Here is a 23,598-nt window from a genome sequence, read left to right as displayed (position 1 = left end):
TGCCGCTCACCACTGGCGGCCGGCGTCGTGGGGGCTCGGCACGGCGATGGGTGCGATGCGCGCATCCTTGTCCAGCGCGTCGGCGCTGAGACCGGACAGGGCATCGATGAAGCAGAGCGCGAAGCTCCCGGGGCCGTCGGCACCGCGGGCGGCGTGCTCGCCGGCGAGGCCGTAGTAGGCAAGGGCCGCCACGGTGCACTCGAAGGGGTCGCCGCCGGCGCCGAGGAAGGCGCCGCAGACACCGGTGAGGGCACAGCCCAGCGCGGTCACCTGCGGCATCATGACGTGGCCGTTGGCGATGTGGGCGGCACGCCGGCCGTCGGTGACGAAGTCGATCTCACCGGTGACGGCGACGACGCAGCCTTGGCGCTCGGCCAGCGTCACGGCCGCCAGTTCCGCCGCGGCTACCGGGTCGGTGGCGTCCACGCCCTTGCCGCCGCTGGTGTCGGCGCCCGTGCCGACGCGGGTCGCGGGGGCCAGCGCGATGATCTCGGACGCATTGCCGCGGACCAGGCTCGGCGAGAGCTCCAGCAGTCGTCTCGCGGCGTCACGGCGCAGTGCTGTCGCGCCCACCGCCACCGGGTCCAGCACCCAGGGCTTGCCGGCGTCCGCCGCCGCGGCGGCGGCAACCAGCATGCCGTCCAGCCACACCGGCGACAGGGTGCCGATATTGATGGTGAGCGCGTCGGCGATGCGAGCGAACTCGCCGGCCTCCTCGCGGGCGTGCACCATGGCCGGCGAGGCGCCCACCGCCAGGAGAATGTTCGCCGCGGGGTTCATGGCGACGAAGTTGGTGATGTTCTGCACCAGCGGCGCGCGGGCGCGCACCCGGCGCAGTGCGGCGCCAGGTGGTTCCAGCGGTCGTTGATCGACATCGAGGGGTGGTGACATGGCTCGGTCCTTGGCTGGGGAGCGCGGCAGCCGCAGCGCGCAGCGGTCAGGCGGCGATGGCGGCGGCGTGGCGCAAGCGGCGGACATTGTAGGGGCTCGGTCGCCGGCCCGTTGCCTCATGCCGGGGGCGGCACACGTGCGCATTTTACCCTAGTAAGACTCTAGGTATCTGCGCGCTTGGTGATGGCGGTCAACGCCGGCCCCTTGTGCCGTTGTTAGAGTGTCCGCGCCTGGCAGCAGGGCGTCGAGCGAGCAGGCGTTGCGTTCTCACGAGGTCGAAGCCGGCACCGCCGTGTCGGGTGGGGTCTTGTTGCACTGCACAAAAATGTCTATGATGTTGTGATTGGGTAATTACCCTAATCAATCCAAGTAATAGGCGGGGGCGAGATTCGGCCCCGCCACAGTTCCCCGGCAGCCCATTCAGGCCGACCAACCCGATCCGTCCCATTGCAAACGCTGACCGACGCCCGTTGTACCCATGACCGAATACGCGCTCATCCTCGTCGGCACCGTCCTGGTGAACAACTTCGTGCTGGTGAAGTTCCTGGGGCTGTGCCCGTTCATGGGCGTCTCCAAGAAGCTGGAGACGGCCATCGGCATGGGCCTCGCGACCACCTTCGTCATGACGCTGTCGTCGGTGACCACCTGGCTGCTGAACGAGTATCTGCTGGAGCCGCTGGGCATCGAGTACCTGCGCACCATCGGCTTCATCCTGGTGATCGCCGTAGTGGTGCAGTTCACCGAGACCGTCATGCACAAGACGAGCCCGGTGCTGTACCAGGTGCTGGGCATCTTTCTGCCGCTCATCACCACCAACTGCGCGGTGCTGGGCGTGGCACTGCTGAACCTTCAGGAGCAGCGCGGCCTCCTGGAGGCGACGCTGTACGGCTTCGGGGCGGCCGTTGGCTTCTCCCTGGTGCTGGTGCTGTTCGCCGCGATGCGCGAGCGCGTCGCGGTGGCGGACGTGCCCGAGCCCTTCCAGGGAGGCTCCATTGCGCTGGTGACCGCCGGTCTGATGTCGCTTGCCTTCATGGGCTTTGCCGGGCTTGTGTCGGTGTGAGTGCCGCCCCGACCCGGCGCGAGCGGGCCGGAACAAGCGGCGCGCAGCCGTCTCGGAGTAGGTAAAGGTAACGGCAAGCGGTCCGTGCCGTTCGCGGCGGCCGCAACCACTGGAGAACTGGTCATGTTGACAGACATCGGCGCCATTGGGCTGTTGGCCTCCGGATTCGGGATGCTGCTGGGCTATTCGGCCATCCGCTTCCACATCGACGGCGACCCCATCGCCGATCAGGTGGACGCGCTGCTGCCGCAGAGCCAGTGCGGTCAATGCGGCTTTCCGGGCTGCCGGCCTTACGCCGAGGCGGTGGCCGCGGGCGAGGCCGAGATCAATCGCTGCGCACCGGGCGGCGAGGGGACCATGCTGGCCATCGCGGACCTGCTCGGGCGCGAGCCCATCGCGGTGGGCGAGGTGGTCGAGAAGGCCAAATCCATCGCCGTCATCGACGAGGACAATTGCATCGGCTGCACCAAGTGCCTGCAGAGCTGCCCGGTGGACGCCATCGTTGGCGCCGCCAAGCAACTGCATGCGGTGCTGGGCGCGGAGTGCACCGGCTGCGAGCTGTGTGTGCAAACCTGTCCGGTGGGGTGCATCAATATGGAGCCTATTCCTCAGACGATCGCCAACTGGAAGTGGCCCTATCCGCGGATGCCGCGTGTCGCTTCCGCTCGCCCCGGCCGGCATCGCACGGCCGAAGAGGCCGAGCTGGACCAGGAAGCGGCCTGACCCACTGCCGCTCGCCATTGCCGGTCGCCCCATCGCTGCCAACCGGCCGCCAATGGACCGCGGGCGGCAGAGGGGGACCACGGCCGTGGCGCGGGCGCCGCGGCGGCCGTCCGACACGCAAGTCCGAACATCGCATCGGCTTCCGATCACACCTGCGAGCTTAAGTCCGAACCATGCTGTTTCCCGTTCTGAACCCACATCGGCAGCGGCTCTGGCACTTCCACGGCGGCGTGCACCTGCCGGATGAGAAGACGCTGTCCAACGGCGCGCCCAGCGTCGCCGCGCCGCTGCCGAAGCGGCTCACCGTGCCCCTGCAACAGCACATCGGCGCGCCGGCCGACCCCTGCGTGGCCGTGGGCGATCACGTGCGCAAGGGCCAGATGCTGGCCAAGCCGCAAGGCTACGTGAGTGCGCCGGTGCATGCGCCGAGCTCCGGCACCGTGGTTGCCATCGAGCATCGCCGCGTGCCGCACCCGTCCGGGCTGAGTGCCCCCTGCGTCGTCATCGAGACGGACGGCGAGGACGCCTGGGCCGAGCTGCCGGCGCCCCTCCCGGACTTCGAGCAGCGCGACCCGTCCGAGCTGCGCGAGCGCATCCGCCAGAGCGGCATCGTCGGCATGGGCGGCGCGTCGTTCCCGTCCAGCGTGAAGCTGAACCCGGGGCCGGACCAGCCCATCGCGACGCTGGTCATCAATGGTGCCGAGTGCGAGCCCTACATCACCTGCGACGACCTGCTGATGCGCGAGCGCGCCGCGGACATCGTCGACGGCATCCGCGTCATGCTGCATATCCTGGGTACCAAGCGCTGCCTCGTCGGCATCGAGGACAACAAGCCCGAGGCCATCGTCGCCATGCGGCAGGCCGCTCGGCAGGGCGACCCGGCCGGGCGCATCAGCGTGGTCGAGATCCCGACGCTGTATCCGAGCGGCGGCGAGAAGCAGCTCATCAAGATCCTCACCGGCAAGGAGGTCCCGAGCCACGGCATCCCGGCGCAGATCGGCATCGTCTGCCAGAACGTCGGCACCGCTTGCGCGGTGGCGGACGCGGTGCTGCGCGGGCGCCCGCTGGTGGAGCGCCTGGTCACGGTCACTGGCCGTGCCGTCGCCGAGCCGCGCAACTACCGCGTGCGCATCGGCACGTCGGCCGCGGAGCTGATCGCCGCCAGCGGCGGCTTCGTCGGCGAGCCCGAGAAGCTGGTGGTGGGCGGCCCCATGATGGGCTTCAGCGTGGACACCGACGCGCTGCCCATCACCAAGGCCGCCAACTGCCTGCTGGCGCTCACCGCCGCCGAGAGCCCGGACCCGGGCGAGCCGCAGGCCTGCATCCGCTGCGGCCGCTGCGCCGAGGTCTGCCCGGCCAACCTGCTGCCGCAGCAGCTCTACTGGCACGCGCGCTCCAAGGATCTGGACAAGGTGCAGGACTACAACCTGTTCGATTGCATCGAGTGCGGCTGTTGCGCGCATGTCTGCCCGTCGCACATCCCGCTGGTGCAGTACTACCGCTACGCCAAGACCGAGAGTTGGGCGCGCGAGCGCGAGAAGCGCGCCGCCGAGCATGCCCGCGAGCGTCATGCCGCCCGCGAGGCGCGTCTGGAGCGGCTGGAGCGCGAGCGCAAGGCCAAGCTGCGCAAGAAGAAGGAGCCGGTTGCGGCCGCGGGCGGAGCCGATGCCAAGCAGGCGGCCATCAAGGCGGCACGCGAGCGCGCGGCGCAAAAGCGCACGGCCCCGGACGGCGCCTCCGCGCACAGCGCCACGCCGGCCGCTGCCAAAGGCAACGGCGCCGACAAGACCGCGACCGCCGGGGCATCCGCCGTCGGCAGCCCGAGCGCCGAGCCACGGCGGCCGGGGGGGCATGCCGCGAGCTCGTCACCTGCGGAGCAGGCAGCGGCATCCAACCCGCCGCCGACACCGCCGCAGCAGGAAGGTCCGCGGGCCTCGGCTGGTAACGCCTGATGCAGTCCGGCTTCATCTCCTCTCCCCATAGCGCGCGCATCAACCGTGTCGACTGGGTGATGCTCCAGGTGTGCCTGGCGCTGGTGCCCGGCACGGCGGCCCTGGTGTGGTTCTTCGGCTGGGGCGTGCTCATCAACATGGCGCTGGCGACGGTGTTCGCCGTCGCCGCCGAGGCCGCGGTCGTGAAGCTGCGCGGCCGCCCGGTGCTGCCGGCCATTCGTGACTATAGCGCCGTGGTGACGGCGCTCTTGTTCGCGCTGACGGTGCCGCCGACGATCCCTTGGTGGCTGACCCTGCTGGGCATCGTCTTCGCGATCGTCATCGTCAAGCAGCTCTACGGCGGCCTCGGCTACAACCCGTTCAACCCGGCCATGGCCGGCTACGTGTTCCTGCTCATTTCCTATCCGGTGGCCATGACCTCCTGGCTGCCGCCGCACGTGCCGGAGCTGTTGCAGGCGCACGACTTGAGCACGCTGTCCTTCCTGGACTCCGTGCGGCTCATCTTCACCGGTGCGCTGCCACCGGAGCACACCTGGGACGCCATCACCGCCGCGACGCCGCTGGACGAGATGCGCACCAGGCTCGATCAGGGCATGACCATCGATCAGATCCGCGCCGCGAGCCCGCTGTGGGGCGTTTTCGGCGGGCGCGGCTGGGAATGGGTGGCCAGCGGGTTCCTGCTTGGCGGGCTGTACATGATCTGGAAGCGGGTCATCACCTGGCACATCCCGGCGGCCTTCCTCGGCGGGCTGCTGCTCACGGCCGGCGCCTTCTGGGTGCTGGAGCCGAGCACGCATCCGTTCCCGGCCTTCCACCTGTTCTCGGGAGCCGCGATTCTGGGCGCCTTCTTCATCGCCACGGACCCGGTCACCGCCTGCACCACCAGGCGCGGTCAGCTGGTCTATGGGCTTCTGATCGGCGCTCTGGTGTTCGTGATCCGCACCTGGGGCGGCTATCCGGACGCGGTGGCCTTCTCGGTGTTGTTGATGAACATCGCGGCGCCAACCATCGACCACTACACGCAGCCCCGCGTCTTCGGTCAGCGCAAGCGGGTCTAGTTGGAGCCCGGTTACTCGTCATGAACAAGTCCCCCATTCTCATCGCCGGCCTGATCCTGGGCGGCTTCGCCGTGGCCGGCGTCGGCGTCGTGGCCATGACCAACGACCTCACCGCCGAGCGCATCGCGGCCAACAAGCGCCAGGCCATGCTGGACAAGCTCGAGGCCATCGTTCCGGCCGGACGCGTCGCCAATGACCCGCTCGCCGATAACATCAAGGTGAGCGATCCCGAACTCCTCGGGGCCGAGCAGACCGAGGTCTTCCGCGTGCGCGACCAAGCAGACGGCCCGGTGGCGGTGATTTTGCAGCCGGTGGTGCCGGATGGCTATGCCGGCCCGATCCGATTGCTTGTTTCGGTGCTCCACGACGGCAGCCTCGGCGGTGTGCGGGTGCTGGAGCACCACGAGACGCCTGGCCTCGGCGATCGGATCGACGAGAAGAAGACCGACTGGATCGTCGAGCAGTTCAATGGCAAGTCCCTTGGCGACCCACCGCTGGAGAAATGGGGGGTGAAGCGTGACGGCGGCGACTTCGATCAGTTCACCGGCGCCACCATCACGCCGCGCTCCGTGGTCAAGGCGGTGAAGAATACGCTGCTGTTCGTGCAGCGCGAGGGCGACGTGCTCTACGCGCCGGTACAGCAGGGCGCGAGCCCGGCTGAGACCTCGACTGGGAGCCCAGCCGGGAATCCCACTGTGAGTCCAACTCCGACTCGAGCCCCTGCCGCAACCGCGCCGGCACAGGCCGGCACCACGCACAGCGCGAACGGGGAGGCGGGCTGATGGCCGCGAAGAGTTATGGCAGCATCATCGGTGACGGCCTGTGGAGCAATAACCAGGCGCTGGTGGCCATGCTCGGGCTCTGCCCGATGCTGGCGACGACCACCACGGCCACGAACGGTCTCGGCATGGGGCTCGCCACCACTACGGTGCTGGTGCTCTCCAACGGCACCATCTCGCTGATTCGCAACCTCGTGCGGCCGGAGGTGCGACTGCCGGTGTTCGTGCTGGTGATCGCGTCCTTCGTGACGGCGGTGGAACTCACGATGCAGGCGGTGTTCTACGAGCTCTACCTGGTGCTCGGGCTCTTCATCCCGCTTATCGTCACCAACTGTGCCATCATCGGCCGCGCGGAGGCGTTCGCGTCCAAGGCACGGCTGGACCAGGCCATTCTCGACGGTCTCGCCATGGGCATCGGCTTTACGCTGGTGCTGACGGTGCTGGGCGGCATCCGCGAATTCCTGGGGCAGGGGACGCTCTTCTACCAGGCTCACCTGCTGCTGGGCGAGGGCGCCCGCGGCTTCGGACTTGAGCTTGGCGACAAGTTCCAGGGCGCGCTGCTCGCCATCCTGCCACCCGGGGCCTTCATCGCGCTCGGCATGCTGATCGCGCTCAAGAACGTCATCGACAAGCGCCTGAAGCGGCTCAGGGCGGCGCGCGTGAGCGTGGTAGAGCCGGCCATGGCGGCGGGCGCCGCCGAGCCCGCGACGCAGTAGCACCCCCGGGCCGCGAGCGGCTGCATACAACCGGAAGCATCCCGTCATGGCATCCAAACCTTCCGGGCTCAGTGACGCCCAGTACTGGCTGCTCATCGCACTCGGCGTCATCGCGCTGGTGCTGGTGTGCGTCAATATCGCCACCGCGCTCTCCAACAAGGCGCTGCGGGTGGACGTGACAGAGCGCCGGCAATACATCGATCAGAGCGTGCAGCTCGGGCGCTTCAACAAGCAACTGGCGCAGAGCCTTGCGACCCTGGCGGTGAAAACCGGCGACGACGCGCTCGAGGCCTTGCTGAACAAGCACGGCGTCGACATTACGGTGCGAGCGTCCGCGGACGCCGCCCCCGCCGGAGATCAGCTCGGAGGCAGGCAATGAGCACCATGCAAGCCGACGGCGCGTCCGATGCGCGGAGCATGCCGGGCCGCGGCGCCTTTGGGCCGGTGCTGCTGCTGGCACTGGCCATGATTGCCCTGCTGGTGTTCCAGGCCACGCAGCTCGTGAGCGATCACGGCAGCCTGAAACGGGTCCGGGCCGGTCAGGAGAAGGCCATGGCGGAGTCGCGGGCGCTGCGGGTGCAGCTCGACGGCATCGCCTCGGACCTCGCGCGGCTGGCGCAGCAGGGCAATGCCAATGCCCGACGGGTGGTCGAGCAACTGCGTCAGCGTGGCGTCACCATCAAGCCGCAGGCGGCGTCGGCGCAAGAAAGCGATTGATCGCCGCCTGAGCGTCCGCGGACCTGGCTGCCCGGAAGGCGGATTGGCTGAGCGAAGAGGCCAATCCGGGGGCGGAGGCGACCGGTCTGGGCGGCCGGCTTCAGGCTGCCGGCTTGGGCGTGTACTTGGCCACCATCGCCTTCAGTGCCTCCGTGTTGACGGGCTTGGTCAGGAAGGCGTCCATGCCCGCCTCCAGGCAGCGGTCTCTGACATCCTCGGCGGCGTTGGCGGTGAGCGCAATGATCGGCAGCCGCCGGCTGCCTTGCTCCATCGTACGCACCCGCCGGGTGAAATCGATGCCGTCGATTTTCGGCATGCGCAGGTCGACGAAGGCGAGGTGGAAGTCCGCCCGCCGCGCGGCTTCGAGTGCTGCTTCGCCGTCGGAGACGAGCGTCACCGCGGCACCCTGCTGCGCCAGCAGGGTGCGGATCACGGTGGCGGCAATCGCATTGTCCTCGGCCACCAGCACGCGCGGCGCGTTCGCGTCGGGCTCCGCCTCGGCGCGCGGCGCGGGGGCGGCCTTGGTGGTGACGGCAGCAGGTGAGCGGGGCGGCGGTGCCGGCGCCGGCGGCGCGGGGGCGGCCGCGGTGGTGTCTTCGTAGGATCGGGCATCGCCCCGCGCCAAAATCCGGTTCAGGGCGTCCATCAGTTCCTCGCGCAGGAACGGCTTGGTGAGGCAATGGCGGCAGTACTCGCGCAGCTCGCCGCGCCGCTGGCCGTAGATGAGCAGCAGGTAGGGCACTTGCGCGTGCAGCAGACGCCGGAAGGTGGTCAGCAATGCGGGCAGGTCGATGGGCTCCGGACTGTCACCGATGATTAGCAGATCGATGCCGCCGGCGCGCCGGATGACGGTGCCCAGCCGGCCGATGTCGTTCTCGGCAAAGCAGCGCATGCCGAGTGCCCGGCAGGTGGCGTGGATGATGTCGCGCTGGACGGCGTTGCCCTCGTAGATGAGGACGCGCACGCCGTCGAAGTGAGGCTGCGGCGGTGCCGGCGTTATCGGGTAGTCCCGCCCGAGCAACGGCAGCCAGACCCGGAAGCGGGTGCCACGGCCGAGCTCACTTTCCACGCCGATGCGGCCGTCCATGATGCGGATCAGGTCGCGAGCAATGGTGGTGCCGAGGCCGGTGCCGCCGTAGCGCCTGGTGGTGGAGTCGTCTGCCTGACGGAAGCTCTCGAAGATGCTCTCGAGCTTGTCGGGCGCGATGCCGATGCCAGTGTCTTCCACCTCCAGCGCCACGCCGATGCGCGAGTCATCCGGCGCCGCCTCGTCGACCTTGGTGCGCACCACCACCTGGCCGCACTCGGTGAACTTGACCGCGTTGCCGATGAGGTTGAACAGAATCTGGCGCACCCGTAGCGCATCGCCCACCACCCGCAGCGGCAGATCGGGCGTCACGTCGCAGACCAGGTCGAGCCCCTTGGCCAGGGCGTGGGCATGCAGCACGTCGCAGACCTCGCGCACCGGATCGCGGAGGTCGAAGGGGTTTTGCTCCAGTTGCAGCTTCTTTGCGTCGATCTTGGACAGGTCCAGGATGTCGCCGATGAGCGCCTGGAGCGTGTTTGCCGAGCTGGTGATGGCGTTGAGATACTCCCGCTGCTGGGTGTCCAGCTCGGTGGTGCGCAGCAGGTTGGCCATGCCGAGCACACCCGTGAGCGGCGTGCGCAGCTCGTGGGTCATGTTGGCCAGGAAGTCGCTCTTGGCCTGGTTCGCCTGCTCCGCAGCGCGCCGCGCCTCGCGCAGCTTCACGAGCAGTGAGTCCTGATACAGCGGCAGCAGCACCAGCACCAATACGTGAAACGCCGCGTCCATGGGGTCGCTGGCCCAGGAGCCCAGCACCGCCAGCACGATGTTGTAGGACGCCACCGCCGCCGAGGCGGCAACGGCGAGGTGCGTGCGGCCGTAGCGCGTGCCCGCCGAGATGAAGATCCAGATGTAGATCAGATAGAAGGGGCTCCCGGGGTCGCCGGTGAGATAGATGGCGAGGCTGACGGCGAGGATGTCGAAGAACTGCGAGGTGTAGCGCCGGGCGTTCCACTGCGCCCGCACCAGCACGCTGAATAGGATCGCGACGTTGAGCACGAGGTAGCCCGCGAACAGTGTCACGAACGCCAGATAGTTGACGTGGAACATGCCGATCAGGGTCGCGGTGCCGATGTAGACCAGGCCGAAGGCCCAGATCCCGATGCGGACCACGGCGGACTGGAACTCCGGGTTACCGCGCAACCCGGACGGAATGCGGCTGACGGGGAACATGGCAGATGACCTTGCGGCTGCGGCGCGCTAGCTGGCTGAGGCACGCCGCATTCCCGCAGCGTCCTGAGGTGTTAAAGGCGTGATATATTAGAAGATCTGCATCTTTCCGGCGTTCCGACGGTGGCCGGGGGCTCCCGATGACGGGTCCCGCTGCCCCGCGCCTGTCGCAGCGCCTGCCTGCAGGCCGGCCCGCAGGCCGGCCCGCCAACGCGTTCCGGCGCCGAAGTCATATAAGACGGGGAGTTCATTATGTCCAAGAAGCATCCAGTCGTTGCCGTCACCGGTTCCTCCGGTGCCGGCACGACCACGGTCAAGCGCGCCTTCGAGCACATCTTCTACCGCGACGGCATCAACGCCGCCGTCATCGAGGGCGACAGCTTCCACGCCTACGACCGCCAGGAAATGAAGACGGAGATGGCGCGTGCCGCCGAGGAGCACCGCAATCTGAGCCACTTCGGCCCGGAGGCCAACCGCTTCGACCTGCTCTCGGAGTTGTTCGCCACCTACGGCGAGTCCGGTACCGGCAAGAAGCGCTACTACATCCATAGCCAGGAAGAGGCGGATAACCACAACGCGCGCCTCGGCACCAACCTCGATCCCGGCCAGTTCACGCCTTGGGAAGACGTGCCGGAAGGCACCGATCTGCTGTTCTACGAGGGCCTGCACGGCCTGGTGGTGACGGACGACGTCGATGTTGCCAAGCACGTGGACCTCGGCGTCGGCGTGGTGCCCATCGTCAACCTCGAGTGGATACAGAAGATCCACCGCGACAATGCTGAGCGCGGCTACTCTGCCGAAGCCATCGTCGATACCATCATGCGCCGGATGCCGGACTACATCCGTCACATCACGCCGCAGTTCTCGCTCACCGACATCAATTTCCAGCGCGTGTCGACGGTGGACACCTCCAACCCGTTCATCGCCCGCGACATCCCGACACCGGACGAGAGCTTCGTTATCATCCGCTTCAAGGAGCCGGAGAAGCTGCAGGTGGACTTCCAGTACCTGCTCAGCATGATCCACGACTCCTTCATGTCGCGGCGCAACACCATGGTGGTGCCCGGCGGCAAGATGGGCTTCGCGATGGAGGTCATCCTGCAGCCCATCATCGAACGCATGATGGACGCGCGGCACGTCTGACCTCAGCCCGCCGCCGCGGGCCGGCCGGCCCGCGGCCTTATCCATCTCGCTGCGCTTGCAGTGTGAATCGGGATCAACGCCTTTCTGCCGCCACACCGAGCCGGCGACTCGCGCGCTGTAGCCGTTGCTGCAACCGGCGCGCATCACGCACTCCGGGATACCAAGGCCGCATCAGGCGCGGCCCCGGTGTCCGGGCGTCGTTTTTCCCCTCGCACGCACGGCGCGTCCCCGAATTGGCACCCGTGGCCCGAGCGGCTCAACGCGTGGTCATGGAGGTGATATAGAGTCCCGCTATCCTCATACGCGTTCATTGGCGGCTTGGGAGGAACTCGTGAGCGAGCAGCGATCGGCACAGTCGGTACAAAGTTATATCGATGAGCGTCCTCAGTGGGTAGACGGGACTTCGGTCAGTGGCGCGCCGCTGACCCCCATGCAGTGGCGCATTCTCGGTCTTGCCACCGCGGGCAAGTTCTTCGAGGGCTTGGTGGTCTTCATGACCGGGGTGGCCTTGCCGTTGATCGTGCAGGAATTCGGGTTAGGCGCCGCAGACAAGGGGTTGGTCGGAGCGGCCCCCCTGTTTGGCATTTTGGTCGGTGCCACCGCGCTCGGCGGGCTTGGGGACGTGTTCGGGCGCAAGCCCATGTTCATCGCCGAGATGATGCTCTTCGCCCTGTTTCTGTGCTTGCTGACCGTCAGCCCCAGCCTGCCGCTGTTGGTTTTCTTCCTATTCGGCATGGGGGTTGCCTTGGGCTGCGACTACCCGACGGCTCACGTCATGATCTCGGAGAGTATCCCGAGTCGCGTGCGGGGACGGCTGGTGCTGGGCGCATTCGGCTTCCAGGCCGTCGGTGCGCTCGTGGGCACCTTCGTCGGCTTTCTGGTGCTGTACGCGCGCCCTGACATCGGGGCGTGGCGGTGGATGTATGCGACCGCCATCGTCCCCGCGTTGCTCGTCGTCGCCGGGCGATTCTACGTGACGGAGTCCGCCCACTGGCTCGTGACAAGAGGACGCCTCGCCGATGCGGGCAGCGAGCTGCTTCGGCTCCTCGACCGCCGGCCCCCTTATCCCACGGGGGTTCGGCTGGTTGATCCGTACGCCACGGGCGCGGGCGGCGCGCGCAAGGTTCCCAGCGGGCACCTGGGGATGCTGTTCACCAAACAGCATCGTCGGGCGACGCTGCTGGCTTCGGTCCCTTGGTTTCTGCAAGATCTCGGGACCTATGGCATCGGCATCTTTACCCCCACTATTCTGGCCGCTACCGTCGGCGCGCAGGATGACCATCCGCTTAACGTCGCCGGTCTGGTGCTCAACGATATGATCGCCGCGAAGGGCGCCGCGATGCTCGATGTGCTGCTGATCATCGGTATCATCGCGGCCGTCCTGCTGGTGGACCGTGCCGGACGCATCCGATTGCAGATCCTCGGCTTCCTCGGTTGCGCGCTGGGGCTCGCGCTGGCCGCCCTGTCCATGAACATGACCGGCCAGTTCCAGACCGTGACGCTCTTTTGCGGCTTCATGCTGTTCAACTTCATGACCAACCTGGGGCCGAATGCCCAGACCTACCTGCTGGCCGGAGAGGTCTTTCCGACCCGCCTCCGGGCAAAGGGCGCGGGCTTTGCCGCGTCTTTCGCCAAGCTCGGCGCGGTCGCGACGGCCTTCCTGTTCCCCATCCTGCTGGCCGCCATCGGCACCCAATATCTGTTGGCCATCCTCGTCGGAACTTCTCTCCTCGGCGCATTCGTTACCTGGATGTGGCGAATAGAAACCAGCGGCGTGAATCTGGAGACCGTCGGGCATGCCAGCGCTGTACAGACCCGCGCGAGCACGGTACAGCGCGACGATGCGATCTCGGGTGAGCGAGCCCAGGCACGCTGAGGCCGTGCGTTTGGGCGGCGGCTCGCCTTGGTGGACCGGCACTCGATGATCGAACCGCGCCGGGCTCGGAATGCCGGCCTTTCAGCGACGCCTGGACCGTGGCGCGGCAGGCCGGCGGGCATCAGCAGCGCGTCGAGATCCTTCGCGGATCATCACCCCGTCGCGTCTCTTTGCCGGGTCTTCGCACGGGGAATCGCTCGGGTGTACCGGCTGAGGGGATGCGTTTGTGTGGACGCTTACTCGGGCTGTTGCGGGTAGGGCTCAGCTTCGCCGGTGGCCTGGTCGATGCGCTCGCGGGAGGTGAGCGTGCCATAAAGGTCCCAGCGCCGGTCGTTCAGGTACTGGGTGGCGGCGGCGCTATCGCCGATCTTGGTCTCGGGGTGCGTCGGACCGTAGAAGGCGGGTACGCAATCGGCGATCAGGAGCATCTGGTCGTTCCAGCCGGAGCCCGGTTGGTCATCACGCTGCGGTGGCAGCGGTATGACGGGGATGAGGAAATTACCGTGCGGATCGGCCAGGCAGGAGTTGCCGAGGTAGCCGCCAACCGTCTCGCCGTTCAGCGTCTCTGTGCCGCGGCGGTTGCTGTAGGCGCAGAACAGGTTGTTTTGGTATGCATTGGCCCGGATCAGGAATTGCACGTCCGGATAGGGGGTTTTGGTCAATTCGCCGGTGCGCAGCAAGGTCCACTCATCCGCCGCCGTCGGAATCACGACGAGCTGCGCACCCTTCAGCGCCAGGATTCTACACAGCTCGGGGAACTCCGCCTCGTAGCAGTTCAGCACCCCCACTCGCAGACCGTTGACTTCGAAGACGCTGTAGGCCTCGCCTTCCTCCGCGAAGACATGGCCGAAAGACCAGTTGTTGCGTTCGTCACCGCCCCAGAGATGGGTCTTGCGGTAGTTCTTCAGTAACTCGCCGTCCGACCCGTAGACGGCGATGCTGTCATAGTAGCGGCGCTCCCCCGCGACGTCTGCGGCCTCTGGATAAGGGCAGATGATGGCTAGGCCATTGGACCTGGCGGATGCCGCGACAGCATCCATTACCCCCCGTTGCCGGATCTCCTCCGCCAGCCGATGGGCGCAGGCAGCATCGGTTAGGTCATAGCCGGACAGATAGAGCTCCGGGAAGCTCAGCAGGTGCACTCCGTGCCCGACGGCCCGCTCGGCCACTGCCTTCAGCGTGTCCAGGTTGGCCTGCACGGCCTGCATGTTGCCGGCCGTACCGTAACCTTGATACAGACCGAGGCGCACATGCGGCGTCTGCGGGAGTTCGTCGCTGACAAAGCTTTGGATGATCAAGGTAACCTTCCGATAGGCCTGACCACAACTTAGTTGGGACGGATCGGCCGCTTTCTCAAGTGCGAAACGGGCGAGAGAACCGCCGCCACGGTGCTTGGAGCGTGACTCCCGCCCGGAAATCGCACCATCGCTTTGGAAGTGGGCGCGTCTCTCCGGCAACAGGGTCATGTGACCTGCTCGGCGCGAAACGCCGGGTATTTCGGCCCTTCCTCACGCCTGCTCCGCGTGCCAAATCACCGCTTGGCGCACCAGCTCTCCGCCGCTGGCGAGCCCGAGCTTTCGCTTGATCTTGTCCCGGTGCGTCTCTACGGTCTTGACGCTGAGGTGGAGCCGTTCGGCGACCTTGGAGGTGGACAGCCCCTGGCCAATCAGGTCGAAGACCTCCAGTTCGCGGTCGCTCAGAAAAGCGATGCTGGAGACGCTGTCCGGCTTCTTTCTGCCAAAGCCATCGATGATACGCTCCACCACCTTCTCGCTCAGATAGATGCGGCCTGCCAGCACTTGGCGGATCGCGTCCAGCAACTGCTCGGTACCCTCGTGTTTGCACAGGTAGCCGCGCGCGCCTGCGTTGATCGCGCGCTCAGCGAACAGGGTTTCGTCCCGCACTGAGAATACCAACGTCTTGAGGGCCGAGTTGTGTACCTTGAGACGCCTGATGAGGTCCATGCCTCCGCCCTCTTCCAAGGAGATATCGACAAGCACCAAATCGGGCATTTCAGTGCGTACTACCTTGAGAGCATCCCGAATGCTTTCCACCTCGCCGCAGATGGCGAGATCGGGCTCCGCATTGATGACGCTGCGCAAGCCGGCGCGCGCCACTGGATGGTCGTCAACAACGAGAAGTCGGCTGGGCCGATTAGACATCGAACTGTCCTTGCTAGTGCGTCTATGCCAAACAGTCGCAAATACCCGCAGACGGTGGGTCTCCACCTGGCGTCCGCTTCGTCGCAAGTATGGTGGCAAAGAGCCCCTGGCACGACTATCGTTTCCGGGCTTATTGCCCGTTAGGTTCGCCGTAGAAAGCGGGGTAGGGAAGTCCATCAGGCGGCTGCCCAGTCGGCACGGCATCCATTGCGAAAAGCTCGCATGGCTTCAGTTGGTAGAGGCGGTTGTCTACATCGGAGAACCCCGGCTGCATTGGCTCTCCACTGTGGCCGCTGCTCGGTCCAAGACTCTACTGCCAGGGTCTTGATCATGGTTCCGGCCACCTAAGCGGGCTCGCTGCGTAGTCAGGCCATCCTGGCCTGACACGGTCAGGGCTGGAAGCCCTGAGTACGCAAGGGTCACGACCCACTGGCCGGAACGATGATCAAGGCCACCGCCAGCCGACGAGTGGGGCCATCGCACTATTTGAGATGCCCTAACGACCGGTTCTGATCCAGCAGACGCCGTGCAACGTGGCCGACGCGGTGGTGGAGTATCACATCCGCGACCCCCTCTGGTTCGCGCGCTTCCACCGACTGGAACCGTGCGACAGCCTGCCAGAGGCTACGAAAGTCGGGTCCTCGGCGGCGTGCTCGAACCCGATAATACCGATCCCCAAGTGTTGGCCGGCAGCGCCTATCACGGCGAAGCGACCGAGGCCGCGCCGACCGAGGCAGGCTGCGAACGCCGATGCCAAGAGACGGGTCAGCGCGACCGGCCACTGATCGACGCGCAGCAGTCAACCAACCGTCGCCGCTCCAGGGCGCGCGCGCGTCGGCGGCTGCTTCGCGTTACAGCGCAACAGCATGTGCAGCAAGCTGGAATCAGAAGTTCGGCGGCACAAACCCGTGGCAGTTGACTTCGATGCCCTCACCGAACTTCGCCTTGCCCCAACCGTATCCGTGGACTACCTCATCACGCACCTTAAACTCGCAGTCGGTGATCTCGTGGTTGTAGTACGGGGTGTACCCACTTTGGTTCCATCCTTTGCAGTGTGCGGTAATCTCACCAGTCATCTGATCGAAATCCATCCAGAATTCGTACGGGTCGTCATCCCACATTAGGTCGCCGTAATAGTTGTTAACTGAGCACCAGCTACGGTAGATCTTGGCGCCGTGAGGTGGGATCCCGGCGTAGGATGCAATAGGTGCGATCATTGGCGCTGCAACAACTACCGCTGCGAACACCGGAAACAAGGATTGCTTCAGTTTCATGATGACTCCCTCTTGATTCTATGACTTGAGTGGGTGGTGATCCTTGGCTGCCCCGGCCGAAATTTGTACGCGAGCCGAACAGCGGCCTGGGAACGCCCGAAGTTCCATTGGCTCACATCGCTGGAAACGGGAGAGCAAAAAGCCTTGCGCGGCACGCGCCAAAAGGGCCAGAATCCCAGCGTCACGGGTGAGCCAATTTCCCGAACATGTTGCGCATGTTTGCTGATAGGGTGTCAGCCTTACCCTGATTAAGCCTATGCTTTCAGTATTGCAAAATTTTAAAAAATCTCCCATAAGGCATGGGCGTATTACTTACGTAGAATTGAGTAAACGGCTCTATGGGGGAATCTCGCAACCCGGCATCCGAATCGCGTTCCGGTGGTTTGCTGATTGACACCGGAAGTCTCTATCCCAGTCGGGCACAAGGCGTGTAAATCGGTTGCCTGATCCCGCATGGAGCGGCCGATTGTTTCGGGCTCCACAAAGGAAACGCCAACTGATCGGCGTCTCTCTTATCGGGACTCGATCGTCGTTGGTGAGAACTTTGCTGTGGTTGGCGCCGCTCGTCGACTGACGGTAGGAGGTCGGGCGTACTGGAGCGCCCGACTGAAACCAAGGAAAGGCGATGCGGCCTTGGTACTACTCCGTGGAGAACCGTCGCCCCCGGTCACGCGAGCGAAATGGCCCGTTTGGGGCGCCGCGCGTGCACGATTGCGGAGTGGGAACTCTGTCGGCTGCTGGTCGGGCTGGATAAGAAGCCGTGAAAATCCACTGTCGGCCCCAGGCGTTGCTAGTCGTCAGGAACGGACTCGACACCGGCTGAGTTGCACGCGGTAGGTATGTGCGTGTCGAGCGACTTGGCGTGCATAGCGCTGCAGCCACGGCTTTTTCCGATAGGTGCCACGACGGAAGCCGGTGTGTCCTTCGTGATACGCGAGATACTGGTGGTATGCATCTCCGACCGCGAGACCCAACAGCTGCCGACTGACGTTTGCGTACCAGCCGATGAAATCGGCGGCGTCGGCGAAATTGGTTCGCTTTGCCGAGCGCCTGCCGGTTTCGTTCCGATACCAATCCCAAGTGCCGTCGATGGCCTGCGAATAGCCGTAGGCGCTAGAAGCATACTCGCCGCTCGCTGATCTAGGCCGGGCGTCATGGCGAAAGGAGGATTCATTGCGGATGATGGCCAATTGCACCTCTACCGGCACGCCCCAGCGATGCTGTACCTTATGTAGGGCGATGTCCCACTTGGGCTTCTCGGCTAGAATTGCACAGGCATCGTCCGGTTCGTGCGGCGGCTTGGGGGCGGTTGCGCAACCGCCGGCCAAGACCACGGCGAGGGCGAGGGTTATGCCCGGCGGCGGCGAAATGGACCCCAGGTATGAGGCCAAACGGAAACTCACTGCTATCCCCCTGTCGATGATTCAGGAATTTGCCTATGGCCTGGCGGAGAACCGAAAATGCCGGCGCCCCGCTGGGTATGCGCGGACACTGCGGCGATGATAGCAGGGCGCGAGGCGGCGTTCGTGGCGCCTCCAACCGGCCTACCACGATGCCGAAGTCTGGGCTCGCCGACTCCTGTCCGCCGTGCAGAAGCATGTATATCCACACGACCCATGTCGTGCTCGCGCAGGTGTTAGCCGCGGCACCCGGCATGCCGTGCAACACGCTCCTCAAGCAACGCAACCTCGATCGTACCTGGAGAAAAAAAACCATGATCAGAAATGTCGCTGTCATTATGTCCTCACTTGTCACGGTGGCGATGTTTGCACCTGTCAGTTCCGCTATGGCGCATTCATCCCTGGCGAACCCGGCGTCGGTGTATTGTGAGCAACAGGGCGGGCAGCTTGAAATCCGGACTGACCCGGATGGCGGGCAGTATGGCGTTTGCACATTCGCTGACAGCAGCGAGTGTGAGGAATGGGCGTTCTATCGTGGTGAGTGTCAACCCGGTGAGCACGCAGCTGGCCTCGCCAATCCGGCGTCGGTGTACTGTGCGCAACAAGGCGGGAAGCTGGAAATACGCGCTGATGATGCTGGGGGGCAGGTCGGAATCTGTGTGTTTGATGACGGTAGCGAATGCGAAGAGTGGTCGTTCTATCGTGGCGAGTGTAAGCCGGATCAATATGCCGCGGAAACAGGGTCGCAGGTAAGGGCGGCGCGCCCCTTGGGTGGGAGTCGCGAGTAAGTGTATCGGATAGCGGGCAACGCATCGCGAGAGAATGGACCTACGCCGCTGGCACCGAGGTTCGCATCGAGCAGGGGCGGCCGTTGCAGGCGACCCACGATGAACTGCCCGCGCGAGTGTTCGCTTCGGCGTCGATTACCAGTAGGGCCGCCGCCGTGGGAGCGCTATCCTCGGCGCGATTGATGCCGAATCGCGGCGGGGACGCCGCTCCCACGCGGCCATGGTTCTGGACGGGGGTCTGAACTGCGACCTACAGCGGGAGAAGCGAGTAGCAGCAGTGGTTGACTCCCCCCATGATATCTTCTGCGCGAAACCTAGAAGTCAGTACGACTTCGATGTATAGGCGTGCCGCATAAGCGTGCGCGACCATTAGCCCAGCGCCTGACTGATCCCAGCGAGCCGACTTCGATTGAAGAGCCGGCCGGCGCGCTCGCCGGCCTTGATCATAGCCTCGGCCAGAGGCCCCGCGGTGCGACCGGGTCCTCGCCGCGACGAAGTGCCGATCGCGCCAGGGATTTCCCTCCCATAGCACCGGAGGGACGTACGACCAACGCGTTCTCGCCGACCTCCCTCGATATGCACGGAGCGGCATCGAGCTCGTCAGTCGGAGGCGCTAACAGGTTTGGGCATCGCTGCCCATGGTGCATACCCGCATTAATTGTGATGCTATACGGCATCCGAGCATGAGGAATGGATAATGCGTACCACGTTTACGACGTTCTTGATGGCGGTGTTGGCGTGCTTCGGCGGCGCAGGTGTGTGTTCGGCAGAAAGTACGGCGCTGTTGACTGCGCTGGAGCAAAATCGTATCAGTGTTGTGCGCAGCATGCTGGAAATGGGTGTCGATCCGAATCACGCGGAAAACTGTGGCGGCGGTAACTGTTATCCGCTGGTTGTGGCAGTGCAAGGCGTGCCGGAGCGCATCGGACATGAAATGGTGCAGACGCTCTTGAATTTCGGTGCCGATCCAAATTTGCATGAACCGGGCGCTGATGCAACGCCCTTGCTCTTGGCCGTTGCGAAGAACGATCCGGATCTGGTGGTCATGCTGCTGAATTTTGGCGCCGAGGCAAATGTCCTGCCCGGGGTGGCCGACAGCGTGTGTGCCGAACCAGAGAAGTATCGCTCCGCCATGGATGTTGCGAGAGCGTTCCCCCGGAAAGATACGGGTAAAGACGCGCCAGTCTTGCAAGATAATGAGTCCGTGATCCAGGCGCTCAGTAACCATAATGCGCTGGCTTTGGCCGATATCTGTGCGGGCCGACAACGATGACGCTGGGGGCTAATCGTTCCTGCGGAAGCCCGGATTTGTCTGCGCTTCCCGTCGGTGAGGGTGGCCGGCTATTGAGGTGCCGCTAGAGTCTTGGCCGGGATCGCCGATAAGTGGTTTCCGGCGACAGTAGCGGCAGAAGAAAGTCTATTCGCATACCGCGCCGAGCAGGGCCTGTCTAGCGTTACCGGTTCTGGCTGGTCTCCAAGGGCCGAGTGCCTGTCCGGAACTGGTGGTTTCTCCGCGAAGGTCCGATTCAGTGAAGAATGCGCTGTAGAGTATCCGGCTTTCGCTATTGGCGCAGTCAAATTCCTCTCGCACCCGAGCGGAACGAGGGCTAACGGAATTCTCGTGACCATAATTGATCTTGATCAATATCGATAGCTTACGGTCAGTGATACGGCGGCGCGTAGCAAAGTCCACGAAGTAGTCGTTCCCCTTTGCACTGCTGGTGACATACGTCCATTCCGACGGGGGCCGGTGGGTGGTGGTTGTCGCGGAGGGGTTTTCTCCGGGAAGCTTGGAACACGCGCTGAGCAGTAGAGCGCCCGTAGCTATCACGGTTGGAATTGCGTGGAGTGTCCTGAACATCTTTGTTCCTGGTGTGGATGAGGTCGTCAATCGGTCATCGACGGAGCCGGCGGATTGTGCTGCCGAGCATGTCCGCTGGCAACTGCCCATGCACGCGATGCTCGCCGCACTGCCGATGGATCGTGGCGCTCACGGCGGCGACCAGTCGGGTCGTGACTCGAGGGTCGGCGTGCGCTCTCCGGTCTCGTAGCAGCTGGAGTGAGACTGGGTGCGGTCGATCCGCTCGCCCAATTGCTGCTGCGTCATCTTGGCGGGTAGTCGCGCTTGGCGCAGGCGTTGGTGGATGATCCTGATCTCGTTCATGGTACGGATTATCGGCGGGTGGCGTTGCCGATGCCAGCCAGGAAGGGCTTGCGGATGACCACAAGCGGTCCCGGTCTTCGCGAAGAGATTACCCAACGGGCTTGTCGTGTGAATGACGCGGTGGAAGCTGACCGCAAAGCTGGTGTGAGGCGCGGGCGCCGCGTGTTCGGCCGCGGTGGAAGAGCTTTGGCTAGAATCCTACGCGTCGGGAGGCGCTTGTGCCGGGTGCGTTGCGGAAACCCGCGCCCCAATCGAACCAGGCGTAGTGCGGATGCGACACCAGGCCTTCGGAAAGGCGCGGAGCGCGGTTCTCTGTAAAGAAGATCCGCCGCCTGCTGGCGGAACGGGGGCGCTCTCTGGAGCACTGGGACGCGGTCGAAGCAACGGCGATTATGCAGACGGCGGCGCTATCCATTGTTGCCGAGGATGGTACAAAGGCGGTTCGAACGCACATCCTTGGTGACATGTAGTTGGCGCGCAACGAGCAAGGCCGGAGCCAATCTGGAACATTCCTGCATCCGTATGGACCGGGGAGGGCACGCAGGCTGTGTCGCAGTGGCTACCTTGCCCGGCGTGCGCTTTCCTTCCGGCCGCCGTCAAAGGGGTCAAAGTTAGGTAGGCAACACAAGGGTCTCAGCAGCAATTGTGGCGCAAGCGGCAACGTAGCGGATCTGCAAGCGGCCTCCTCATGAAGGCCGCTCTCGATTATCGCCGGCTGGGTTGGTCGGTCATACCCATCGAGTCCCGCGGCAAGCGTCCCCTGCTGCATTGGCAGGTCTACCAGCATCGGCAGCCGCATGCGACGGAAGTGGCCGAGTGGTTCCGCCAATGGCCCGGCGCCAACCTCGCCATTGTCACAGGCGCCGTCTCCGGTCTCGTCGTGCTGGACCTCGACCCGCGCCACGGCGGGGATGCCGGCCTCGAGGCATTGGAGCGGCGCCGTGGGGCCATCGCCGAAACCGTCGAGGTCCGAACCGGCGGCGGCGGGCGGCACCTCTACTTCTATCATGCTGGCGATGTCGTGCACAACCGGGTCGGCATTGCGCCGGGTGTCGATCTGCGCGGCGACGGCGGTTACGTGGTTGCTCCACCCTCGGTCCATGCCAGCGGCGAGGCCTATCGCTGGGAGCGTTCCCCCGAGGTCTGCCGGCTGGCCCAGCTTCCGGATTGGCTCGTCGAGGCTTCTGAGTTACAGAGCCGTCGTGGACACCCGTTGTCTCACTGGCGTCACCTGCTACGGGAGGGTGTCGAAGCGGGTGAGCGCAACAACACGATCGCGTCTCTGGCCGGACACTTGCTGTGGCGCGGCGTGGATCCAGAGATCGCAACGGAACTCTTGCTCACATGGAACGCGACGTGCTGCCGTCCGCCGTTGGAGCCGGAAGAGGTGGTGCGAACCGTCGAGTCGATCACGCGCCTCCATCAACGGGGTGAGGGCGAATAGCCCGGACGCGCCTGCGCGGTGTTGAGGGAACGGGCTCCTCAGTCCCGATCCGGTGCAATAAGTTGCGGCCGAACCATTCAGGCCAACCCCCAGCGACCGTCACCGTCCCTTTCCAGGCAGGCCACGCTCCCCGGTTGGAAGGCGGGCAGCGGCAGATCGGGGGCCGCGGCGAGCAGAAGCGCTGCGAGCCGTCCGAGATGGGGGAGGTGGCCGACAAGCACCGTATCGCCGGTCCACGAGTCGCTTTCTGCTGCGATCTGCTCGGGCGGATCTCCCGGGGCTAGGCCAGTGCGGGCCTGCGCCTGTCCCTGGGAGAGCAGTGTCTCGGCGAGTATCGTCGAGGTCTGCATCGGCAGGATGCAGGGCGAAGCGCCCGATTCGACGTGCGTCGCGGCCGTTCAGCAGGTCTGTCGGCCAGCCTGCGGAACCTGTGCTAAGCGTAATCTCAGACCGACGACGAGGTGACCATTCCCGCGGGACCAGCGCCGCCTCCCGTCACTTGGCAGATCATGGCTCGGCGCCCGCCGGAGGAGCAACATGACAGTGCATTCAGACACCGCCATCGTCGCCGGCGTCGGCCCGGGACTGGGCCAGGCGTTGTGCCGCCACCTTGCAGAAGCGGGATATCGCGTGGCCGGATTGGCCCGCCGAACAACGGCGACCCCGGATTTGACCGCCGAGCTCGGTCCGGATCGGTTCCGGACGTTTAGCTGTGACGTCACCGACGCCGCGCAGGTGGACGCGGCAATCCGGCAGGTCGAGGCGCACTGGGGACCCGCGGGCGTCTACGTGCACAACGCCGCGCCTTTTCACATGAGCGCCTTCGCGGACACCGATCCGAGCACTTTCGAATCGCTCTGGCGAACCATGTGTCTCGGGGCCGTGCACGGAGCGCAACGGGTCCTCCCGGGCATGCTCGAGAGGCAACGGGGTTTCTTCCTGTTCATCGGTGCCACCGCCTCGGTCAAGGCCGGCGCCACCTTCTCGGCCTTCGGCTCGGCGAAGTTCGCGCTGCGCGGCCTGGCACGGGAACTGGGTCCGCAGGGTATCCATGTGGCGCATCTGGTCATCGACGGCGTCATCTGGAGTGAGCGGGCACGCGATACGCTCGGTCTGCGACGGGCGCAGTGCCTGGACCCCGACGTAACCGTTTAGCCCTCCCTCCTGGCGCCCGACGTCGGGAGCTTCTGAAAATCA

At 65.3% G+C, this 23,598-nt stretch carries 22 protein-coding genes; 14 read left to right on the top strand and 8 right to left on the bottom strand.

Features of this window, described 5'->3' with window-relative positions; all coding sequences use genetic code 11:
- Nucleotides 1-6: 6 nt before the first annotated feature.
- On the bottom strand, nt 7-891 hold the full coding sequence (thiM, locus tag LJE69_RS15885; protein ID WP_296926887.1) for a hydroxyethylthiazole kinase: 885 nt from the start codon (nt 889-891) through the stop codon (nt 7-9).
- Nucleotides 892-1,369: 478 nt separating this feature from the next.
- Here thiM and rsxA point away from each other — a divergent pair, with 478 nt between their 5' ends.
- From rsxA to LJE69_RS15845, 8 genes are all read left to right on the top strand, one after another.
- Entirely contained in the window at nt 1,370-1,951 is a 582-nt protein-coding gene (gene rsxA, locus LJE69_RS15880) for an electron transport complex subunit RsxA (RefSeq protein WP_296926885.1), read from the top strand.
- Nucleotides 1,952-2,074: 123 nt separating this feature from the next.
- The gene (gene rsxB, locus LJE69_RS15875; protein ID WP_296926883.1) at nt 2,075-2,674 is read left to right on the top strand and encodes an electron transport complex subunit RsxB; all 600 of its coding nucleotides are present in this window, start codon (nt 2,075-2,077) and stop codon (nt 2,672-2,674) included.
- Nucleotides 2,675-2,847: 173 nt separating this feature from the next.
- On the top strand, nt 2,848-4,626 hold the full coding sequence (gene rsxC / locus LJE69_RS15870) for an electron transport complex subunit RsxC (protein WP_296926881.1): 1,779 nt from the start codon (nt 2,848-2,850) through the stop codon (nt 4,624-4,626).
- The gene (gene rsxD, locus LJE69_RS15865) at nt 4,626-5,684 is read left to right on the top strand and encodes an electron transport complex subunit RsxD (protein ID WP_296926879.1); all 1,059 of its coding nucleotides are present in this window, start codon (nt 4,626-4,628) and stop codon (nt 5,682-5,684) included. The genes rsxC and rsxD overlap by 1 nt, the downstream gene beginning before the upstream one ends.
- A 20-nt stretch (nt 5,685-5,704) precedes the next feature.
- Nucleotides 5,705-6,466, top strand: coding sequence for an electron transport complex subunit RsxG (rsxG, locus tag LJE69_RS15860; RefSeq protein ID WP_367114692.1), 762 nt, complete (start codon nt 5,705-5,707; stop codon nt 6,464-6,466).
- The gene (locus tag LJE69_RS15855) at nt 6,466-7,179 is read left to right on the top strand and encodes an electron transport complex subunit E (protein ID WP_296926877.1); all 714 of its coding nucleotides are present in this window, start codon (nt 6,466-6,468) and stop codon (nt 7,177-7,179) included. Before rsxG ends, LJE69_RS15855 begins: the two co-directional genes overlap by 1 nt.
- Nucleotides 7,180-7,225: 46 nt before the next feature.
- Complete coding sequence (locus LJE69_RS15850; RefSeq protein WP_296926875.1) at nt 7,226-7,558, top strand: hypothetical protein; 333 nt, start codon at nt 7,226-7,228, stop codon at nt 7,556-7,558.
- The gene (locus LJE69_RS15845) at nt 7,555-7,896 is read left to right on the top strand and encodes a hypothetical protein (RefSeq protein WP_296926873.1); all 342 of its coding nucleotides are present in this window, start codon (nt 7,555-7,557) and stop codon (nt 7,894-7,896) included. The genes LJE69_RS15850 and LJE69_RS15845 overlap by 4 nt, the downstream gene beginning before the upstream one ends.
- Nucleotides 7,897-7,996: 100 nt before the next feature.
- Here the strand turns inward: LJE69_RS15845 and LJE69_RS15840 are convergent, their stop codons facing one another.
- Entirely contained in the window at nt 7,997-10,153 is a 2,157-nt protein-coding gene (locus LJE69_RS15840) for an ATP-binding protein (protein ID WP_296926872.1), read from the bottom strand.
- A gap of 249 nt (nt 10,154-10,402) precedes the next feature.
- Between LJE69_RS15840 and LJE69_RS15835 the strand changes: the two genes are divergently transcribed.
- Together LJE69_RS15835 and LJE69_RS15830 are read left to right on the top strand one after the other, a co-directional pair.
- Entirely contained in the window at nt 10,403-11,293 is an 891-nt protein-coding gene (locus LJE69_RS15835) for a phosphoribulokinase (protein WP_296926869.1), read from the top strand.
- A 331-nt stretch (nt 11,294-11,624) separates the two neighbouring features.
- The gene (locus tag LJE69_RS15830; RefSeq protein WP_296926867.1) at nt 11,625-13,169 is read left to right on the top strand and encodes an MFS transporter; all 1,545 of its coding nucleotides are present in this window, start codon (nt 11,625-11,627) and stop codon (nt 13,167-13,169) included.
- Between the two features lie 236 nt (nt 13,170-13,405).
- Here the strand turns inward: LJE69_RS15830 and LJE69_RS15825 are convergent, their stop codons facing one another.
- The 4 genes from LJE69_RS15825 to LJE69_RS15810 form a co-directional block, all read right to left on the bottom strand.
- Entirely contained in the window at nt 13,406-14,467 is a 1,062-nt protein-coding gene (locus LJE69_RS15825) for a nitrilase-related carbon-nitrogen hydrolase (protein WP_296926865.1), read from the bottom strand.
- Between the two features lie 210 nt (nt 14,468-14,677).
- A complete protein-coding gene (locus LJE69_RS15820) occupies nt 14,678-15,331 on the bottom strand; it encodes a response regulator transcription factor (protein ID WP_296926863.1) in 654 nt (217 codons plus the stop codon).
- Nucleotides 15,332-16,215: 884 nt separating this feature from the next.
- Nucleotides 16,216-16,605, bottom strand: coding sequence for a hypothetical protein (locus LJE69_RS15815; RefSeq protein ID WP_296926861.1), 390 nt, complete (start codon nt 16,603-16,605; stop codon nt 16,216-16,218).
- 797 nt (nt 16,606-17,402) lie between these two features.
- Nucleotides 17,403-18,008 (bottom strand): hypothetical protein, encoded by a 606-nt coding sequence (locus LJE69_RS15810; RefSeq protein ID WP_296926859.1) that lies wholly within the window; start codon nt 18,006-18,008, stop codon nt 17,403-17,405.
- A 194-nt stretch (nt 18,009-18,202) separates the two neighbouring features.
- Between LJE69_RS15810 and LJE69_RS15805 the strand changes: the two genes are divergently transcribed.
- Together LJE69_RS15805 and LJE69_RS15800 are read left to right on the top strand one after the other, a co-directional pair.
- Nucleotides 18,203-18,793 carry a DUF333 domain-containing protein gene (locus tag LJE69_RS15805; protein WP_296926857.1) on the top strand — a complete coding sequence of 197 codons (591 nt, stop codon included), beginning with the start codon at nt 18,203-18,205 and terminating at the stop codon, nt 18,791-18,793.
- A gap of 697 nt (nt 18,794-19,490) precedes the next feature.
- Nucleotides 19,491-20,066, top strand: coding sequence for an ankyrin repeat domain-containing protein (locus tag LJE69_RS15800; protein WP_296926855.1), 576 nt, complete (start codon nt 19,491-19,493; stop codon nt 20,064-20,066).
- Between the two features lie 144 nt (nt 20,067-20,210).
- Here LJE69_RS15800 and LJE69_RS21025 read toward each other — a convergent pair whose 3' ends face one another.
- Nucleotides 20,211-20,654: a surface-adhesin E family protein gene (locus LJE69_RS21025; RefSeq protein ID WP_367114691.1), complete on the bottom strand. Its 444-nt coding sequence runs from the start codon at nt 20,652-20,654 to the stop codon at nt 20,211-20,213.
- A 129-nt stretch (nt 20,655-20,783) separates the two neighbouring features.
- Nucleotides 20,784-20,957, bottom strand: coding sequence for a helix-turn-helix transcriptional regulator (locus LJE69_RS15795; RefSeq protein ID WP_296926852.1), 174 nt, complete (start codon nt 20,955-20,957; stop codon nt 20,784-20,786).
- A gap of 688 nt (nt 20,958-21,645) precedes the next feature.
- Between LJE69_RS15795 and LJE69_RS15790 the strand changes: the two genes are divergently transcribed.
- Together LJE69_RS15790 and LJE69_RS15785 are read left to right on the top strand one after the other, a co-directional pair.
- On the top strand, nt 21,646-22,401 hold the full coding sequence (locus LJE69_RS15790; RefSeq protein WP_296926850.1) for a bifunctional DNA primase/polymerase: 756 nt from the start codon (nt 21,646-21,648) through the stop codon (nt 22,399-22,401).
- A gap of 543 nt (nt 22,402-22,944) precedes the next feature.
- Nucleotides 22,945-23,556: an SDR family NAD(P)-dependent oxidoreductase gene (locus LJE69_RS15785; protein ID WP_296926848.1), complete on the top strand. Its 612-nt coding sequence runs from the start codon at nt 22,945-22,947 to the stop codon at nt 23,554-23,556.
- Nucleotides 23,557-23,598: the final 42 nt, after the last annotated feature.

This window comes from Thiohalocapsa sp. (assembly GCF_022340605.1).
Classification (GTDB): Bacteria; Pseudomonadota; Gammaproteobacteria; order Chromatiales; family Chromatiaceae; genus Thiohalocapsa.
This window is presented reverse-complemented; position numbering and strand designations above follow the sequence as displayed.

Excerpts from the sequence above, each read along its gene's own strand:
- rsxG (WP_367114692.1), top strand. The coding sequence starts at position 5,705 with ATGAACAAGTCCCCCATTCTCATCGCCGGCCTGATCCTGGGCGGCTTC.
- LJE69_RS15805 (WP_296926857.1), top strand. The coding sequence starts at position 18,203 with ATGTATATCCACACGACCCATGTCGTGCTCGCGCAGGTGTTAGCCGCG.
- rsxB (WP_296926883.1), top strand. The coding sequence starts at position 2,075 with ATGTTGACAGACATCGGCGCCATTGGGCTGTTGGCCTCCGGATTCGGG.
- LJE69_RS21025 (WP_367114691.1), bottom strand. The coding sequence starts at position 20,654 with ATGTTCAGGACACTCCACGCAATTCCAACCGTGATAGCTACGGGCGCT.
- LJE69_RS15815 (WP_296926861.1), bottom strand. The coding sequence starts at position 16,605 with ATGAAACTGAAGCAATCCTTGTTTCCGGTGTTCGCAGCGGTAGTTGTT.
- LJE69_RS15835 (WP_296926869.1), top strand. The coding sequence starts at position 10,403 with ATGTCCAAGAAGCATCCAGTCGTTGCCGTCACCGGTTCCTCCGGTGCC.
- thiM (WP_296926887.1), bottom strand. The coding sequence starts at position 891 with ATGTCACCACCCCTCGATGTCGATCAACGACCGCTGGAACCACCTGGC.
- rsxA (WP_296926885.1), top strand. The coding sequence starts at position 1,370 with ATGACCGAATACGCGCTCATCCTCGTCGGCACCGTCCTGGTGAACAAC.
- LJE69_RS15850 (WP_296926875.1), top strand. The coding sequence starts at position 7,226 with ATGGCATCCAAACCTTCCGGGCTCAGTGACGCCCAGTACTGGCTGCTC.
- LJE69_RS15800 (WP_296926855.1), top strand. The coding sequence starts at position 19,491 with ATGCGTACCACGTTTACGACGTTCTTGATGGCGGTGTTGGCGTGCTTC.
- LJE69_RS15795 (WP_296926852.1), bottom strand. The coding sequence starts at position 20,957 with ATGAACGAGATCAGGATCATCCACCAACGCCTGCGCCAAGCGCGACTA.
- LJE69_RS15845 (WP_296926873.1), top strand. The coding sequence starts at position 7,555 with ATGAGCACCATGCAAGCCGACGGCGCGTCCGATGCGCGGAGCATGCCG.
- LJE69_RS15855 (WP_296926877.1), top strand. The coding sequence starts at position 6,466 with ATGGCCGCGAAGAGTTATGGCAGCATCATCGGTGACGGCCTGTGGAGC.
- LJE69_RS15820 (WP_296926863.1), bottom strand. The coding sequence starts at position 15,331 with ATGTCTAATCGGCCCAGCCGACTTCTCGTTGTTGACGACCATCCAGTG.
- LJE69_RS15840 (WP_296926872.1), bottom strand. The coding sequence starts at position 10,153 with ATGTTCCCCGTCAGCCGCATTCCGTCCGGGTTGCGCGGTAACCCGGAG.
- rsxD (WP_296926879.1), top strand. The coding sequence starts at position 4,626 with ATGCAGTCCGGCTTCATCTCCTCTCCCCATAGCGCGCGCATCAACCGT.
- rsxC (WP_296926881.1), top strand. The coding sequence starts at position 2,848 with ATGCTGTTTCCCGTTCTGAACCCACATCGGCAGCGGCTCTGGCACTTC.
- LJE69_RS15790 (WP_296926850.1), top strand. The coding sequence starts at position 21,646 with ATGAAGGCCGCTCTCGATTATCGCCGGCTGGGTTGGTCGGTCATACCC.